The organism is Mycolicibacterium sp. ND9-15, assembly GCF_035918395.1.
Lineage (GTDB): Bacteria > Actinomycetota > Actinomycetes > Mycobacteriales > Mycobacteriaceae > Mycobacterium.
The window spans coordinates 2687825-2703022 of sequence record NZ_CP142362.1 but is presented as its reverse complement, the minus strand read 5'-3'; the positions used below and the strand labels follow the sequence as shown (position 1 = coordinate 2703022).

The 15198-nt window shown below is 67.2% G+C and carries 13 protein-coding genes, 1 tRNA gene, 1 other RNA gene and 1 pseudogene; 6 read left to right on the top strand and 10 right to left on the bottom strand.

From position 1 onward, the window contains the following. Position 1: 1 nt before the first annotated feature. From QGN32_RS13200 to ffs, 3 genes are all read right to left on the bottom strand, one after another. Complete coding sequence (locus QGN32_RS13200; protein ID WP_326544840.1) at positions 2-1846, bottom strand: DNA polymerase III subunits gamma/tau; 1845 nt, start codon at positions 1844-1846, stop codon at positions 2-4. A 49-nt stretch (positions 1847-1895) separates the two neighbouring features. Beyond that, on the bottom strand, positions 1896-3173 hold the full coding sequence (locus QGN32_RS13195; RefSeq protein WP_326544839.1) for an aspartate aminotransferase type Ic: 1278 nt from the start codon (positions 3171-3173) through the stop codon (positions 1896-1898). A 28-nt stretch (positions 3174-3201) separates the two neighbouring features. Further along, positions 3202-3296, bottom strand: an RNA gene (gene ffs, locus QGN32_RS13190) — signal recognition particle sRNA small type. Positions 3297-3364: 68 nt separating this feature from the next. On the opposite strand from ffs, the gene QGN32_RS13185 reads away from it, so the two are divergent. The 3 genes from QGN32_RS13185 (at position 3365) to QGN32_RS13175 (ending at position 5341) form a co-directional block, all read left to right on the top strand. After that, positions 3365-3450 (top strand) — tRNA-Ser (locus QGN32_RS13185). A gap of 84 nt (positions 3451-3534) precedes the next feature. Beyond that, on the top strand, positions 3535-4296 hold the full coding sequence (gene lucA, locus QGN32_RS13180) for a lipid uptake coordinator LucA (RefSeq protein ID WP_326544838.1): 762 nt from the start codon (positions 3535-3537) through the stop codon (positions 4294-4296). Positions 4297-4324: 28 nt separating this feature from the next. Continuing rightward, complete coding sequence (locus QGN32_RS13175) at positions 4325-5341, top strand: S1C family serine protease (RefSeq protein WP_326544837.1); 1017 nt, start codon at positions 4325-4327, stop codon at positions 5339-5341. On the opposite strand, the gene QGN32_RS13170 is transcribed toward QGN32_RS13175, so the two are convergent. Continuing rightward, positions 5338-5994 carry a TetR/AcrR family transcriptional regulator gene (locus tag QGN32_RS13170; RefSeq protein WP_326544836.1) on the bottom strand — a complete coding sequence of 219 codons (657 nt, stop codon included), beginning with the start codon at positions 5992-5994 and terminating at the stop codon, positions 5338-5340. The two genes, QGN32_RS13175 and QGN32_RS13170, sit on opposite strands and share 4 nt — an antisense overlap. Positions 5995-6082: 88 nt before the next feature. Here QGN32_RS13170 and QGN32_RS13165 point away from each other — a divergent pair, with 88 nt between their 5' ends. Then, positions 6083-7150 carry an NAD(P)H-dependent amine dehydrogenase family protein gene (locus QGN32_RS13165; RefSeq protein ID WP_326544835.1) on the top strand — a complete coding sequence of 356 codons (1068 nt, stop codon included), beginning with the start codon at positions 6083-6085 and terminating at the stop codon, positions 7148-7150. Between the two features lie 50 nt (positions 7151-7200). On the opposite strand, the gene lipL is transcribed toward QGN32_RS13165, so the two are convergent. From lipL to QGN32_RS13135, 6 genes and pseudogenes are all read right to left on the bottom strand, one after another. Then, on the bottom strand, positions 7201-8481 hold the full coding sequence (lipL, locus tag QGN32_RS13160) for an esterase/beta-lactamase LipL (RefSeq protein WP_326544834.1): 1281 nt from the start codon (positions 8479-8481) through the stop codon (positions 7201-7203). Between the two features lie 49 nt (positions 8482-8530). Next, the gene (locus QGN32_RS13155; protein WP_326544833.1) at positions 8531-8989 is read right to left on the bottom strand and encodes a hypothetical protein; all 459 of its coding nucleotides are present in this window, start codon (positions 8987-8989) and stop codon (positions 8531-8533) included. A 71-nt stretch (positions 8990-9060) separates the two neighbouring features. Continuing rightward, positions 9061-9831: a superoxide dismutase family protein gene (locus QGN32_RS13150; protein WP_326544832.1), complete on the bottom strand. Its 771-nt coding sequence runs from the start codon at positions 9829-9831 to the stop codon at positions 9061-9063. Positions 9832-9907: 76 nt separating this feature from the next. Beyond that, entirely contained in the window at positions 9908-10966 is a 1059-nt protein-coding gene (gene ligD / locus QGN32_RS13145) for a non-homologous end-joining DNA ligase (RefSeq protein ID WP_326544831.1), read from the bottom strand. Position 10967: 1 nt separating this feature from the next. After that, positions 10968-11183: pseudogene (locus tag QGN32_RS13140) on the bottom strand (ATP-dependent DNA ligase); the annotation flags it as partial. 126 nt (positions 11184-11309) lie between these two features. Next, positions 11310-12101 carry a GntR family transcriptional regulator gene (locus QGN32_RS13135; protein ID WP_326544830.1) on the bottom strand — a complete coding sequence of 264 codons (792 nt, stop codon included), beginning with the start codon at positions 12099-12101 and terminating at the stop codon, positions 11310-11312. Between the two features lie 248 nt (positions 12102-12349). On the opposite strand from QGN32_RS13135, the gene QGN32_RS13130 reads away from it, so the two are divergent. Both QGN32_RS13130 and QGN32_RS13125 read left to right on the top strand, forming a co-directional pair. Beyond that, complete coding sequence (locus QGN32_RS13130) at positions 12350-13945, top strand: YeeE/YedE thiosulfate transporter family protein (RefSeq protein WP_326544829.1); 1596 nt, start codon at positions 12350-12352, stop codon at positions 13943-13945. 155 nt (positions 13946-14100) lie between these two features. Further along, the gene (locus QGN32_RS13125) at positions 14101-15165 is read left to right on the top strand and encodes an ATP-dependent DNA ligase (protein ID WP_326544828.1); all 1065 of its coding nucleotides are present in this window, start codon (positions 14101-14103) and stop codon (positions 15163-15165) included. The last annotated feature ends 33 nt before the right edge of the window (positions 15166-15198 follow it).

The following is a 15198-nucleotide window of genomic DNA, read 5'->3' as shown; positions in this document are numbered from 1 at the left end:
CTCAGCCGTCGATGCGGCGGGCGCCGAGTTCGCTTTGCAGTAACTCGAGCGCGGCTTCCTCCGGATCGCGGCGCGGCGCGTCGGAGGTGTCGGCGCCGGCTTCAGCCAACAACTCCTCCTCGTCGTCCTCGCGCGGTGCCCGCGCCGCCGCCGCGTTTTCGGTCTCGGGCGCGGGCGGTGCGGCGGGCGCCGCTTCACCGGTTTCGCACCGGATCCGCCAATCCACGCCGAGGGCGTCTTTCAACGCTTCGCGGATGACGTCCGCGTTGCGCTGCTCGGTCAACCGCTTGGCCAGCGGCGCCGACTCGTGGGTGAGCACCAGCGTGTCGCCCTCGACCGCGCGGACGATGGCGCCCGACAACATCACCTCGGTGGTGCGACTGCGCTCTCGCACCTTGTCGCGCACCGTGGACCACATGCTGCGCACGGCCGCCGCGTTCGGCTCCCCCGTCACCGCCGCCGTGGGCGGCGCCTCCACCACCGGATCCGACGGCGGCCGAACCGGCGGCGGGCTTTCGGACGCCGACTCGGGGTCGGCGGGCGGCTCGGGCGCGGCCGGCGGCTCGGGCGCGGGTGCCGGCGGCGCCTGCTCGACGACGGGCGGCTGCGCCTCGGCGGACCTGCTCTTGCGGGCGTACTGCCTCGGCGGTCCACCCGCTTGCGACGCCGCGCCCTCACCAGCCGGAATCGACATGTCGAGACGGGTTTCGATGCGCTCGACGCGCTGCAACAGCGCCGATTCGGTGTCGCTGGCCGACGGCAGCAACAGCCGTGCGCACACCACCTCCAGCAACAACCGCGGTGCCGTCGCCCCGCGCATCTCTCCGAGACCGGCGTGCACCACCTCGGCGTACCGGGTCAGCGTCGCGGTCCCGATGCGCGCTGCCTGCTCCCGCATGCGCTCGAGCACATCTTCCGGCCCGTCGACCACCCCGCGCGCCGCGGCGTCGGGCACCGACTGCAGCACGATCAGGTCGCGGAACCGCTCCAGCAGGTCGGTCGCGAACCGGCGCGGGTCGTGGCCGGCGTCGATCACGGCTTCGACGACCCCGAACAGGGCCGCGGCATCGCCGGCGGCCAGCGCGTCGATCGCGTCGTCGATCAGCGCCACGTCGGTCGCTCCGAGCAGCGCCAGTGCCCGCGCGTAGTCGACGTGGTCACCCTCGGCGCCGGCCAACAACTGATCGAGCACCGAGAGGGTGTCTCGCGGTGATCCGCCGCCGGCGCGGATCACCAGTGGATACACCGCGTCGTCGACGGTGACGTTCTCTTGTGCGCAGATGCCTTCCAGCAGCGATCGCATGGTGCGCGGAGCCAGCAGCCGGAACGGGTAGTGGTGCGTGCGCGAGCGGATGGTCGGCAGCACCTTCTCCGGTTCGGTGGTCGCGAACACGAAGATCAGGTGTTCGGGTGGCTCCTCGACGATCTTCAGCAGCGCGTTGAAGCCAGCCGTGGTGACCATGTGCGCCTCGTCGACGATGAAGATCCGGTACCGCGACTGCGCCGGCGCGTAGAACGCACGGTCGCGCAACTCACGGGTGTCGTCCACCCCGCCGTGGCTGGCGGCGTCGAGTTCGACGACGTCGACGCTTCCGGGACCGTTCGGTGCGAGCGCCACGCAGGAGTCGCACACCCCGCACGGGGTGGCGGTCGGACCCTGCGCGCAGTTCAACGAGCGGGCCAGGATGCGCGCAGACGAGGTCTTGCCACACCCGCGTGGCCCAGAGAACAGGTACGCGTGATTGATCCGGCCGGAGGTCAGCGCCGTCGACAGTGGCTCGGTGACATGTTCCTGGCCGACGACCTCGGCGAAGGTCGCGGGCCGGTACTTGCGGTAGAGCGCCACGGTCAGCAGGCTACCGGCGGGGTGTGACGAGGTGCGCCGGCCCGGCCCATCAACTTCTCAGCAACGACTCGGTGGCCGACAGCAGCGCGCAGGTGGCCAACCCGTCGATCGCCGCGCGCAGCTCAGGCTCAGCCGGCATCGTCGGGGCGATCCGGATGTTCTTGTCCTCGGGGTCTTTTCGATAGGGAAACGTGGCGCCGGCCTCCGTCACCGCGATGCCGGCGTCCTTGGCGAGCGCCACCGTGCGCTTGGCCGTCCCGGGCAGCACGTCGAGGCTGATGAAGTACCCGCCCTTGGGTTCGGTCCACGACGCGATCTTCGACTCGCCGAGCCGGTCGGAGAGTATCTCCAGCACCGCGGCGAACTTCGGGGCCAGCAGTTGCTGATGTCGCTGCATCTGCAGGCGCACCCCGTCGGCGTCGCGGAAGAAGCGCAGGTGGCGCAGCTGGTTGACCTTGTCGGGGCCGATCGACTTCTTGCCCGCATGCTGCAGGTACCAGGCGATGTTGCCCAGCGACCCGCCGAGGAAGCTGACCCCGGCACCGGCGAACGTGATCTTCGACGTCGACGCGAACACCAGTGGCCGGTTCGCGTTGCCGGCGACCTCGGCCAGCCCGAGCACGTCGACATTGCGGACGAAGTCGTGCGTCAACGTGTGCACCGCGTACGCGTTATCCCACATGATACGGAAATCCGTTGCCGCCGTTCGCATTTGCACAAGCCGACGCACGGTCTCCCAGGAATAGGTGACGCCCGTCGGGTTGGAGTACACCGGCACGCACCAAATGCCCTTGATGGCCGGGTCGGCGGCGACGAGTTCCTCGATCATGTCGACGTCCGGGCCGTCCTCGCGCATCGGCACGGTGATCATCTCGACGCCGAGGCTTTCGGTGATCGCGAAGTGCCGGTCGTAGCCTGGAGCGGGACACATGAACTTCAGCGTCGGCTCCTGGCTCCAGGGCCGGGCCGAGTCGGCGGTGCCGTGCAGAATCGAGAACACCACGACGTCGTGCATCAGCTCCAGGCTGGCGTTGTTACCCGCGATGAGGTTCTGCACCGGGATACCCAGCAGTTCGCCGAAGATCGCGCGCAGTTCCGGCAACCCGTGCACACCGCCGTAGTTACGGGTGTCGGTGCCGTCGGCGTCGCGGAAGTCGTCCCTGCCCGGCAGGTCGAGCAGTCCATTGGACAGGTCCAGTTGCGCCGAAGACGGCTTACCGCGGGTCAGGTCGAGTTTGAGGCCTTTGGCCTGCAGCTCGGCGTAATTGCGCTTCTGCTGCTCATGTTGTGCAGAGAGGTCATCTCGGCCGAGCGACAGAAAAGACACCGGACGCCTTTCGACGGGAGACGCGTGAAAGAGGGGACCCCGCGCACCCGCCAGAGCCCATTGACCCTTGCTGCCTTCCGGCCCTGGGGGAGTTCACAGGATGGACGCCGCGCGGGGTCCACGGCGAGTCTAATACCAGCGCCGCACTCGTCCCGATGGGCTCGTCCGTGAGGTCGGCTACCATGGCCCGCGGAGGATTCGCCTAGTGGCCTATGGCGCTCGCCTGGAACGCGGGTTGGGTTAATAGCCCTCGCGGGTTCAAATCCCGCATCCTCCGCACTCGGCCCGGGGTGCGGTCTGATGGCCTGAGCTGACGGCCCGCCCGGTCGCACCCTGGGCCAACCAAGCGTCTAGGAGGAGTATGAGCCGCACCGTTGCGGTGATCTGGCACGCGTCGTTCTGCGTCGTCGCCGGTGTTCTGTACTTCTTCTTCGTGCTCCCGCGCTGGCCCGAACTGATGGGCGACACCCCGCACACGCTGGGCACCGTGCTGCGCATCGTGGCGGGGGCGCTGATCGGGCTTGCGGCGCTGCCCGTGGTCTTCACACTGCTGCGCACGCGCAAACCGGAGTTCGGCACCCCGCAGATGGCGTTGACGCTGCGGGCGTGGTCGATCGCCCTGCACGTGCTGGCCGGGGTGCTGATCATCGGCGCCGCGATCAGCGAGATCTGGCTGTCGCTGGATGACGCGGGTCGCTGGTTGTTCGGCATCTACGGTGCCGCCGCGGCGATCGCGCTTCTCGGCGTCTTCGCTTTCTACCTGGCTTCGGTCGCCGAACTGCCCCCACCGCCGCCGAAACCGCTCAAGGTCAAGGCGCCGAAGCAGCGCCGCCGTCGGGGCAAGGGTGCGGACGACGGCGAAGAAGTCGAAGAGGCCGAGGCCGGCGAGGACGCCGCCGCCATGTCCGCGGATGAGACCATCGCTGCCGGCCCGGACGAGGGGGCGGGCGCCAAGGCCGACGCCAAGACCGATACCGAAGAGACCGATACCGAGTCCGACGAAACCGCATCGAAAGCCGCCGAAGAAGACGAGCCCAGCGAAGGCAAACTGCGCAATCGCCGGCCCGAGTCGGCGCGCCGTCGCCGCAGGCGGCTGCGCGGTGGCGTGGCTGTAGACGATTAGCCCCGCGAGCATCGGGCAATATGGGCCTATGGGCAAATTCCCCCTTCGGCGTCCGTTCGCGACGCTGCTGATCGCACTGGCGACCGCGCTGGCCATGGTCACACCGGTATTTCCGGCCACGGCCGCGCCCGTCGACCCGATCGCGGCGGCAGCGCAGGTCGAACCCGCCGTCGTCCGCATCAACACCGAGATCGACTACCAGGGCGCGTACGGCAACGGTGCCGGTTTCGTGCTCGACCCGAACGGTCAGGTGTTGACCAACTTCCACGTCGTATCAGGTGCCGACCGCATCACCGCCAGCGTCGGTGGCCGGTCCTACCCGGCTGAGCTCGTCGGATATAACCGCAGGCGTGACATCGCCGTACTGCAGCTGATCGGCGCGTACGGCTTGCCCGTCGCGCCGATCGGAGATTCTGCGCGGCTGGTAGCCGGCGAACCCGTCGTCGCACTCGGCAACGCCAACGGGACGGACGGACCGCTGACCCGCGAAATCGGCACCATCACCGGGTTCGGCCGGACCGTGAACGCCGAAGACTCGCTTACCGGCAGCAAGGACGAACTCGATGGCCTCCTCGAGTTCGCCGCGCCGGTGGTCGCGGGTGACTCGGGCGGTCCCGTGGTCAACAGCGCCGGGCAGGTGGTCGGCATCACCACCGCCGCGTCGGTGAACTTCCGGTTCGGTCCCGGCGGCGAGGGCTTCGCGATCCCGATCAACGACGCCATGCCGATCGCCAACCAGATTCGAGCCCGGACGCCGTCCTCCGAGGTGCACGTCGGCCCGCCGGTGCTGCTCGGTGTGGGTGTGCGCTCGGCTCAACGTGGACCCGGCGTGCAGATCGTCGACGTCCTGCGCGGCGGGCCCGCCGACGCGGCCGGCATCCGCCCCGGCGACGTGCTGACGGTTCTCGACGGCACCCCGCTCGATTCGGCGACGACACTGACGTACGTGCTGGACAGGCACTACCCGGGCGACGTGATCGACCTGACGTGGATCGATCGCGGTGGGCTCGCACGAACCGGCAAGGCCACGCTGACGCCGGTTTAGCCGCCGAGCAGACGGTCCAGCGCCCCGATCAGCGCGTCCAGTTCGAAGTCGAACTGATGCTCGGCATCGTGTCGCTGGGATCGGGCTGACGCCAGCACCCTGCGCAACGCCGGATACGTCTCCTGCGGTTCGTGCTCCAGGGCCGCCGACGTCTCCGCGCGGTGCCGGTGCACGCCGGCTGCGGTCTGCGCGACGCTGCTGTGCGCCGCGGACTGCGCGATGTTCGACGCCGCGGTCAACGCCTGGCGGGCGGTGTCGGGCGAGAAGCCGGCGGTGAGCAGCGCGTCGAGCACCCGGTCGGCGAGTGCCAACGCGGCCGCCGCGCCGATACCACGCAGACGGCTGAAGTCAGTGGCCGCGCCCACCTGGATCAGCCCGTCGCGGAACGCGACGGCGTAGGCGCGCACGACCGCGCGCCAGTCCTCGTCCACCGGCAACTCGACGCTGGTGAGTCCGCGTTCGAACAGATCGGAGATCACCAGCGTCAGCAGGCCCTCCCGGTCGCCGACGTAGTAGTGCAGGGCCTTGCGGCTGACCCCGAGCGCATCGGCGACGGCCTGCATCGTCAGGTCTGCGCTCGCCACGTCGCGGGCCGCCGCGACAATTTGGTCTCGGCTGATCCGGGGCGGACGACCCCTGGTGCGGCCGTTCATCCCGGTCAGGTTAAAGCCTGCGCAGACAATTTTTCGCCGCTCGGCAAAAAAGCGCTCGCGCCGCACGGTGATTTCCTATGCTGTGCGGGTGCCAACCACTCCCTATCGCGTCGTCCAGTGGACCACCGGCAATGTCGGCAAGAGCTCGGTGGCGGCGATCGCCAACAACCCGAACTACGAACTCGTCGGCCTCTACGCATGGTCGAAGGACAAGGTGGGCCAGGACGCCGGTGAGCTTGCGGGCATCGCGCCCCTGGGCGTCAAGGCCACAAACGACGTCGACGAACTGCTCGCGTTGAAGCCCGACGTCGTCGTCTACAACCCGATGTGGATCAACGTCGACGAACTGGTGCGCATCCTCGAAGCCGGGGTCAACGTCGTGGCGTCCGCCTCGTTCATCACCGGACACAACCTCGGTGACGACCGGGACAGACTCGAGCAGGCAGGCAAGCGGGGCGGTGCCACGCTGTTCGGGTCGGGGGTGAGCCCGGGTTTCGCGGAGCTGCTGGCCATTGTCGCCTCGACGGCTTGCGACCGGGTCGACAAGGTGACGATCGCCGAGTCCGCCGACACCACGCTCTACGACTCACCCGACACCGAGCGGCCCGTCGGCTTCGGTACCGCGATCGACGATCCCAACCTGCAGCCCATGGCGGCCAAGGGCACCGCGGTGTTCGCCGAGGCCGTGCGGCTGGTGGCCGACTCCATCGGCGTCGAACTCGACGAGATCAAGTGTGTGCCCGAATATGCCCAGACCACAGAGGATCTCGTGATGACCTCGTGGACGATCCCGGCCGGCCACGTCGCGGGCGTGTATGCCAGTTGGCAGGGTATCGCAGGCGGCAAGACCGTCGTCGACATCAACGTCCGGTGGAAGAAGGGCCAGACCCTCGATCCGGACTGGCAGTTTGACGGTGACGGCTGGAAGATCACCATCGACGGCCGGCCCACGGTCAACATGCAGGTCGGATTCCTGCCGCCGCCGGACATGATCGCGAATGCCAAGTCGATCGAGGACTTCTTCGTGCTCGGCCACATCATGACCGCTATGCCGCCGATCCACGCGATACCGGCGGTCGTGGCCGCGGCGCCCGGCATCGCCACCTACAACGATCTGCCGCTGCCGCAGGCGCGGTGGGTCGGGCCCAGGAACTAACGCCGGCCGAGCCGGCAATTCAACTAACGCCGGCCGAGCCGGCAATTCAACTAGCGCCGGCCGGCGGTCCGCTTCTGCTGTGCCGGTTCCCTATATCGCGCACCGTATTTCGGGACCATCAGCGGTCCGGCGTGCCGCGCCGCGCCGATCGCGGTGCGCATCGGACGGGCCAACGCGGCGAACGACCCCATGTCAAGCACCATCGGCGTCAAAAGGCGGTTGTGCACGAACGCGAATGCGCTGCCGCTCTGGGGGTCGGCCCAGCCCAGCGTGCCGCCCAAGCCAATATGCCCGAATCCTTTGAGCAGCCCGGGAATCGGCGATTCGTGGTACCCGAGATGGAACGGCATCGGCACGCCCATGTTGAGGTCGGGCCAGGGCCGCGGTTTGCCGACCAGGCCGCGGGCCAGATCTTCGGACAGAAACTCGGTTCCGTCGATGCGGCCGTCGTTGGCAATCGCTGCATACATTTTGGCCAGCCCGCGCGCGGTGACCACGCCGTTGGCCGCGGGCACTTCCCCATCGAGGAACGGAATATCGCCCTGGACAAACGATTTGATGCCGGGGAAGAACATCGCCCCGAAGCCGGCGGACAGTGGCAGGCCGGCGATCTTCGGGGCGACGAGATTGAACACCGGGTTCGCCCGCACGCTTTGTGGCACCAGGATCTGCGCGACCTTGGTCGGCGCGTCGGCGGGCGGGCGGCCCAGGTGAAGGCCGTCGGTGTTCAGCGGCCGGGCCACCTCCTCGCGGATCAACTCACGCATCCCCTTCCCGGTCACCGAGCGAGCCAGGCCGGACAGCAGCCAGCCGAATGTGAGCGCGTGATAGGCGGGCAAACCGTGGAGGTGATCGACGTGGGCCTCGGCCATCTTGGCCTCCATCGCCTGGTGGTCGAGCAGCTCGTCTTTGGACATGCCCTGCAGGCGTGAGAGGCCGGCCCGATGCCGAAGCACGTCGCGAACCGTGATCCGGTCCTTCTTGTTCACGCCGAATTCCGGCCAGTAGGTTGCCACCGGCTCGTCGTATGACAGCAGGCCACGATCGACCAGCCGGTGGATGACCATGGCGGCGACGCCCTTGGTCGCCGAGAACACCATCGCCCCGGTGTCGGCCTTCCAGAAACGCTCGCCCGCACGGTCCGACCACCCCGTCCAGACGTCGACGACCGGCCTTCCGTCGATGAAGACCGCCAGCGCACCGCCGCCGAACCGGCGGCCGGGGAACAAGCCGTCGAACATCCTGATGACGGTGCCGAACCGGGGATCCGAGGCGCCTTGCACCCCGCGGGGCAGCCCTTCTCCTACGCGGAGCAGCGACGCCTTTGCCATAAGGCCACAATGCAGCCGTCGGCTGTCGCTCGGTGCCGAATGGCGGAATTCAGCCGACCACCTGCAACACGTTCGCCTTCAGTTGCGCGCCCGGCGGCCCTTCCAGCACGACGTCCTGGAGGATCTTGGCCTCGTTCTCGTGCACGGTGAACTCCCCCTTCTGTGGCGCGTTACCCCCCACCACTTCGTAGAAGACCGTGAACGGTGTCTCCGGCAGGGGATGCAGCCCAATATATTTCCGCTCGATCGTGTACTTGTAGGTGCACGCGCGCGACTCCGGTGTGCACTGCTGGTCGGTGACGACGACGTTGACCGCGAATTCCACCGGCGTCGGCACCTTCGGCGCCGGCGGGGCGAGCGTGGAACGCGGCGCTGTCGCCCGCGGCGTCTGCCTGGTGTCGGTGACGTTGCCGAAGATCATCGCGCCCGCGATGCCGACACCGCCGGCCACGAGAGCGACCAGGGCCAGGCCTGCGGACCACTTACGTACGGCCGAGGAAACGCGCATGCGAACAGGGAACCTGGTTCACCGGCCGGTCCGCAGCATTTCGCCGCTACCGAGTGTCCGAGTGGCTGACCTCAGCCGCCGGGCGGCGGTGGCGCAGTCGTGACGGTCGTCGTGGGCGACTCGGTCGCGGTCTGCGTGCCGGGACTCGTGGTGGCCGGAGTCTCTGTCGGCGCAGCGGTCGTGGGCGTTTCGGTGCCAGTTGCCGGTGGCGGAACCGGCGAGACTGTCGTCGTGGTGACAGTCTCCGTCGCTGTCTCGACGGAGGTGGTGGTAGCCGGCGCGCTCGCGGGGCTGAGCACGCCACAGGCGACGCGGGGCGGATCGGTTTCGGTAGGCATGCCGCCCTGCGTGCTCTCGTGTATCACGATCGACGAGCCTTGCGGCGTCTTGAGCTGTTCCGCGGTGAAGGCGTCGGTGGTAGCGACCAGCTTCCCGGCTCCGTCTGACCGCACCAGGAGCGGCGGCAGGTCGCCACTGGCCGGCTGCTCGGCGTGTCCGGGCGCCTGGAAGTGCTCGCCTGCCGACGCGAAACCATCGTTGGCATCGCAGCTACCGACGGCATGGATATGCATGCTGTGGAAGCCCGGCGACAGGATGCCACTCTCTATGGTCTCGACGGTCACCGTGGCATATCCGCCGGTGAAATCGATGGTGGTATCGGCGACGTGCCGGCCATCGACGGTGTTGATCTGGGCGGTGAGAGGTTGCTCACCCGCCGCTTGGGTCGTCGTTGTCGTCGTTGTGGTCGTCGTCGTATCCGACGCATCGTCGGACGCCTGATTCGAACAGCCGCCCACCGCGACCGCCAGCACGGCAAAGCCAACACTCACTCGCTTGATCATGAACCCACCGTACCCGGGTGACGGACGACACAAACCGCGATTTCCGCTCGTGTCGACGATCCGGCTTTCGACCGTTTCAGCTCGTGACCGGATTGCCTTCGTCGTCCCAGTTCGCAGCCACCTTCTTGCTCGGCTGAACGCGCGGTGGCTCGCCCGGCATCTTCGGATAGTTCGGCGGATACGGCAGATCGCCCAGCCCCCGGTCCTCGTCGGCCTTGACCATGTCCAGCAGTTTCTTCAACGACTGCGGCTTGGCATCGATGTCGGCCCACGGATCCGTCCGCCTCGCAACGAGATCCGGGACCGTCGCGATCGTGTAGTCGTCGGGGTCGGCCCCGCGCAGTTCGTCCCACGTCAACGGCGTCGACACCGTGGCGATCGGGGTCTTGCGCGCCGAGTACGCCGAGGCGAACGTGCGGTCCCTGGCATTCTGGTTGTAGTCGATGAAAATTCGCGTGCCCCGTTCTTCTTTCCACCACGACGTGGTCACCGCCTCGGGAGCCCGTCGCTCGACCTCTCGGGCCAGCGCGATACCGGCGCGACGGACCGCGATGAAGTCCCAGTCCGTCTTGATCCGCAGGAAGACATGCACGCCCCGACCACCCGAGGTCTTCGGGTAGCCGATCAGACCCAACTCGTCGAGCAGCGGTTTGAGCACATCCACCGCGACCGAGCCGGCATCGGCGAAACCCGTTCCGGGCTGCGGGTCGAGATCGATGCGCAGTTCGTCGGGGTGCTCGGTGTCCGGGCACCGCACCTGCCAGGGGTGCAGCGTGATCGTGCCCATCTGCGCCGCCCACGCGATCGCCGATGGATGGGTCACCTTCAGCGCGTCGGCCGTCCGGCCGGAGGGGAACGTCACGGTGCAGGTCTGCAGATAATCGGGATGCTTTTGCGGCACCCGCTTCTGGTAGATCTCCTCCCCTTCGATGCCGTCCGGGAAACGCTGCAGATGCACCGGCCGGTCGCGTAACAGCGCCACCATCGGTTCGGCGACCGACAGGTAGTAGTCGAAGAGCTTGCCCTTGGTGCCGTCCTTCCCCAGCTTCGGGAAGTACACCTTGTCGCGGTTGGTCAGCCGGACCTTCACCCCGTCGACGTCGACTTCCTCAGCAGCGGTGCGCTTTCTGGCCATCTCAAGACTCCAGGACGTCGTAGAGGTCGTAGTTCAGCGGTACCTCGAGCTGGTCGAAGGCCACCGCGCACACCTTCTCCCGCCGGATGGGGATCCACCGCTTGCCGGCGGCCGAATTCCACCGGCTAGGGTCGCCTTCGCGCATCTCATCGCCTTCCCGCAGCGGCTTCAACTCGCCCCACGGCTTGGTCCTGTCGGTCGGGGTGAATGACGCTGCACACTTCAGCTACCACGCACGTAGCTTGACCGTAGGCCCGTTGAGTCACGTACTGGACCACTCGACAGATCTATTCAATAACCGTCGGTTCGGCAACCCGTTGCGCCCCGCCGGCTCGCCGTTTCTTCAGCGACTCAGCGACAGGGCGTCTGCGGCGAGAAACCGATAGCCCTCAGTTGGCGAGAAGCGGGCGCTGACCGTGAAATGGTCACCACGAATCAACGTGTGCCGCAATTCCATTGGACGCTGGTCCACACAACCGAGGCGGCGGATCGCCAAGGCGGCGCAGCGCTCGTCGAGCGCGAGCACCTCGGCCTCGGCCGGCGCGGGAATGACCGCGGTGATGTCCTCTCGGCCACCGGTCAGCCGCACCCCGCAACGTTTCTCGAGTTCGATGTAGAGCGCCGTGTGGGTGAAATCGGCCTCCAGCAGCGGTTCGGCGATCTCGGCGGGTAGCCAGGCGAAGTCCAGCGCGAGGGGATGGTCGCCGGCCATTCGCAACCGCTCGAGATACACCAGCGGCGCCTCGGGCGGCAGGTCCAACGTCTGGGCCACGCTGGGATCGCGGCGGACGTCGAGCACGCGCACGACACTGCGCTGGGGCAGACCGACGGCCTCAACCGCGGCGAAGAGGCTGTACAGCGCACCGAGCGGCTGTCGGATCACCGGCCCATCGGCGAGCCGGGAGGCTCGTCCCCGCTCGGCGATCAACACCCCGGCGTGGCGCAAGTGTCGCAGTGCCTCGCGCACCGTGTGGCGGCTCACGCCGTAGCCACTGGTCAGGGCATGCTCGCCAGGAAAACCGGAGGTGAACTCACCGGACTGAATGCGGGCCAGCAGGTCGGCGTGCACCTGCGCCCACAACGGCAGCGCGCTGCTGCGGTCGATCCGCGACGCCAGGTCACCGACGTCGACCATCAGTGCCTCCTCGTCGCCGCTCGCATTGAACTTTCCATTCTCCGTCGCGCTAATGCGTTACCAAGCATCTCTGTTTTCGGCAGCGATTCGGGGTGGCACCGCCATGAGTTCCTGCCTACCATCAAATGTACGTACATCCGTACACCGGTGTGAAGGTCCCAGATGCCTATTGAGGGAAGCCGCTCAGGCTGGCGGATAGCCCTGCTCGCCACCCAGCTCAACGGGGTATGCCCCGAACGGATCACGACATGATTACCGTGACCGCACCGCTGTGGGTGGGGCTTCTCATCGGAGCCGCATTCGGCGTGCCCGCCGCGTTGTGGGGAATCGGGAACCCCGAGACCCTCATACGAGCGGCCAGGCTCATCGACCGGCTACTCATCGGATGTTTCGCGTTTGTCACGGCGATCGGCGCGGTCCTCCTTTACGGAATGTATGCGCTGGGGTTCTCGATGCACTTCTCGCCCAAGCCGCTCTACATCTACGGGGTAGCCCTTGGCGGAGTTCTGTTCGGGGTGGGCCTGGCCATCAGCGGCTACCTCCCGGGAACGGAGTGGATCGCCCTCGGCGAGGGCCGTCGTGACGCCCTCTACGCAATTCCCGGCGGGTTTCTCGGCGCCGCAACGTGGACCGTCCTCTACCAAACACCTGCCGGGCAGTGGCTCGTGACTACGGCGAACTACGGAGACTTGGTGGTCACCGGCAACATCGCCCACATCCATCCGCTTGCCACGTTCGCTGCGGCCGTCGGCTACGCGGCGGTGGCTTTGACCCTTCTCTACTTCCTTCCCCGGTACAAAGGGGGCCAGCACAGTTGTATTCGACACCTGGGGACCTGCGCCGTCGACGAGCACGACCGGGTGTTCATGCACGACACCGCGGAATATCTCGCTGAAGGTGCGGTTGATCCGACCGGCGCGCGCACCCCTGGCTGGTATCAGCGACTGACCTCCCGCGACGTGCCGGCCCCGAACTTCTACGCTCGCACCATCAGCGCTGTCGGGCTCGCCGTAGCTGTCGTCGTGGTCCTCGCAATCTTCCTTCATCAGATCTTCGGCCAGTCGACGACTTACTCATGGCTGGTCGGGAAGCTGTTGTGGCCCGATTACACCTACAGCGAAGAGGTGTTCAAAACCATCGGCTGGGAGCCGTTCACCAACGTCGGCGTCCTCTTCGGCGCACTGGTCTCGGCGCTGTTCATCAGCCGTCGCTTCACCGCCTTCCGCGCCGTTGTACCACCCTCGTGGCGCAACCGGTTCGGCCCCAGTTCGGTCAAACGCGCAATCGGCGCGTTCGGCGGGTCGTTTCTGGTGCTCTTCGGTGCCAGGATGGCCGGTGGATGCACAAGTGGTCATACGCTGAGCGGCGGGGTCCAACTCGCACTCAGCGCCTGGCTCTTCACCGCCGCAATGGTGACCGCGATGCTCATCACGGCCCGCCTGCTCTACGCGGACGCCAACTGGCTGACCAACCCAGGCGGCTTGACCAGACGGTCACCACGCAGCCAAGCCGACTGTCGAGGTGGCCCAATGAAGGCGCGAGCCGCGCTGCTGGTGGGAACTGTGTTGGGGTCTTTTGCACTCATGACCACCATCGGCGCGGTGATGACCGAAGACCACCCGCAAGGCCCGCTCTCGCTCGGCGACGTGCTCGTCCCGGGAGCGATCCCGGTGCTGCTGGTGATCGCGATCACCGTGGCCTGCCGCACCCCGTCAGCGCAGCGGGACGCAGGGACAGGAAACGCGCCGACACAAGACGTGACTTCTGTCTCAAGCGCACGCCATAGCGCATCGGATGAGTCCTTCTCACAGCATGTTTCGCCGCACACGAGAAGTCGCCCATAGCGCTACGTTCGGGTCAGGCGAGAAGCGCGTTGAGGGATCGAGGTAAGGATCCGCACCACGAGGCGCACCTTCGCTTTCGAGCACTGCCTGCATGCGACGATCTTCGGACCTCCGACGCCGGGCATGTCATGGCCGGGTCGTACTAGCATCGCCGGATGCGCCTGCCCGTGATGCCGCCGGTGTCGCCGATGCTCGCCAAGTCGGTGAAGTCCATACCTCCTGACGCGTTATATGAGCCGAAGTGGGATGGCTTCCGGTCGATCTGCTTCCGCGACGGCGACGAGGTGGAGTTCGGCAGCCGCAACGAGCGCCCGATGACCCGCTACTTTCCCGAGTTGGTCGATGCCGCCAGAACCGAGCTACCCGATCGGTGCGTCATCGACGGCGAAATCGTCGTGGCGTCCGCTCGCGGACTGGACTTCGAGGCGCTCCAGCAACGCATCCATCCGGCCGACTCGCGGGTGCGGATGCTGTCCGACAAGACACCCGCATCGTTCATCGCGTTCGACCTGCTCGCGTTGGCCGACATCGATTACAGGTCAAGGCCGTTCATTGAGCGCCGCGCCGCGCTTGTCGACGCACTCGTCGACGCCGGCCCGAGAATCCATGTCACGCCGGCGACGACCGATCTGACCACCGCACACCGCTGGTTCGGCGAGTTCGAGGGTGCGGGCCTCGACGGCATCATTGCCAAGCCGCTGAACGTCACCTATCAGCCGGACAAGCGCGTGATGTTCAAGATCAAGCACGAGCGCACCGCGGACTGCGTAGTCGCCGGCTACCGAGTGCACAAATCCAGCAGGGATGCGATCGGTTCGCTGCTGCTCGGGTTGTACAAGGATGACGGCACACTCGCATCCGTCGGGGTCATCGGCGCCTTCCCGATGGCCCGGCGCCGCGAGCTGTTCACCGAATTGCAGCCGCTGGTAACCACATTCGACGAGCACCCGTGGAACTGGGCGGCACACATGGCCGGCGAGCGAACCCCGCGGCGCAACGAGGGATCCCGCTGGAACGCGGGCAAGGACCTGTCCTTCGTGCCGCTGCGACCCGAGCGGGTGGTCGAGGTCCGTTACGACCACATGGAAGGCGACCGGTTTCGCCACACCGCACAGTTCAACCGCTGGCGCCCCGACCGCAACCCCCGTTCGTGCACCTTTGAACAACTCGAGCAGCCCGTCACCTTCCAGCTGGGCGACATCGTTCCCGGTCTTGGTTGATCGAAGAAGTTTCGGCAAGTCGACGATCTGCGC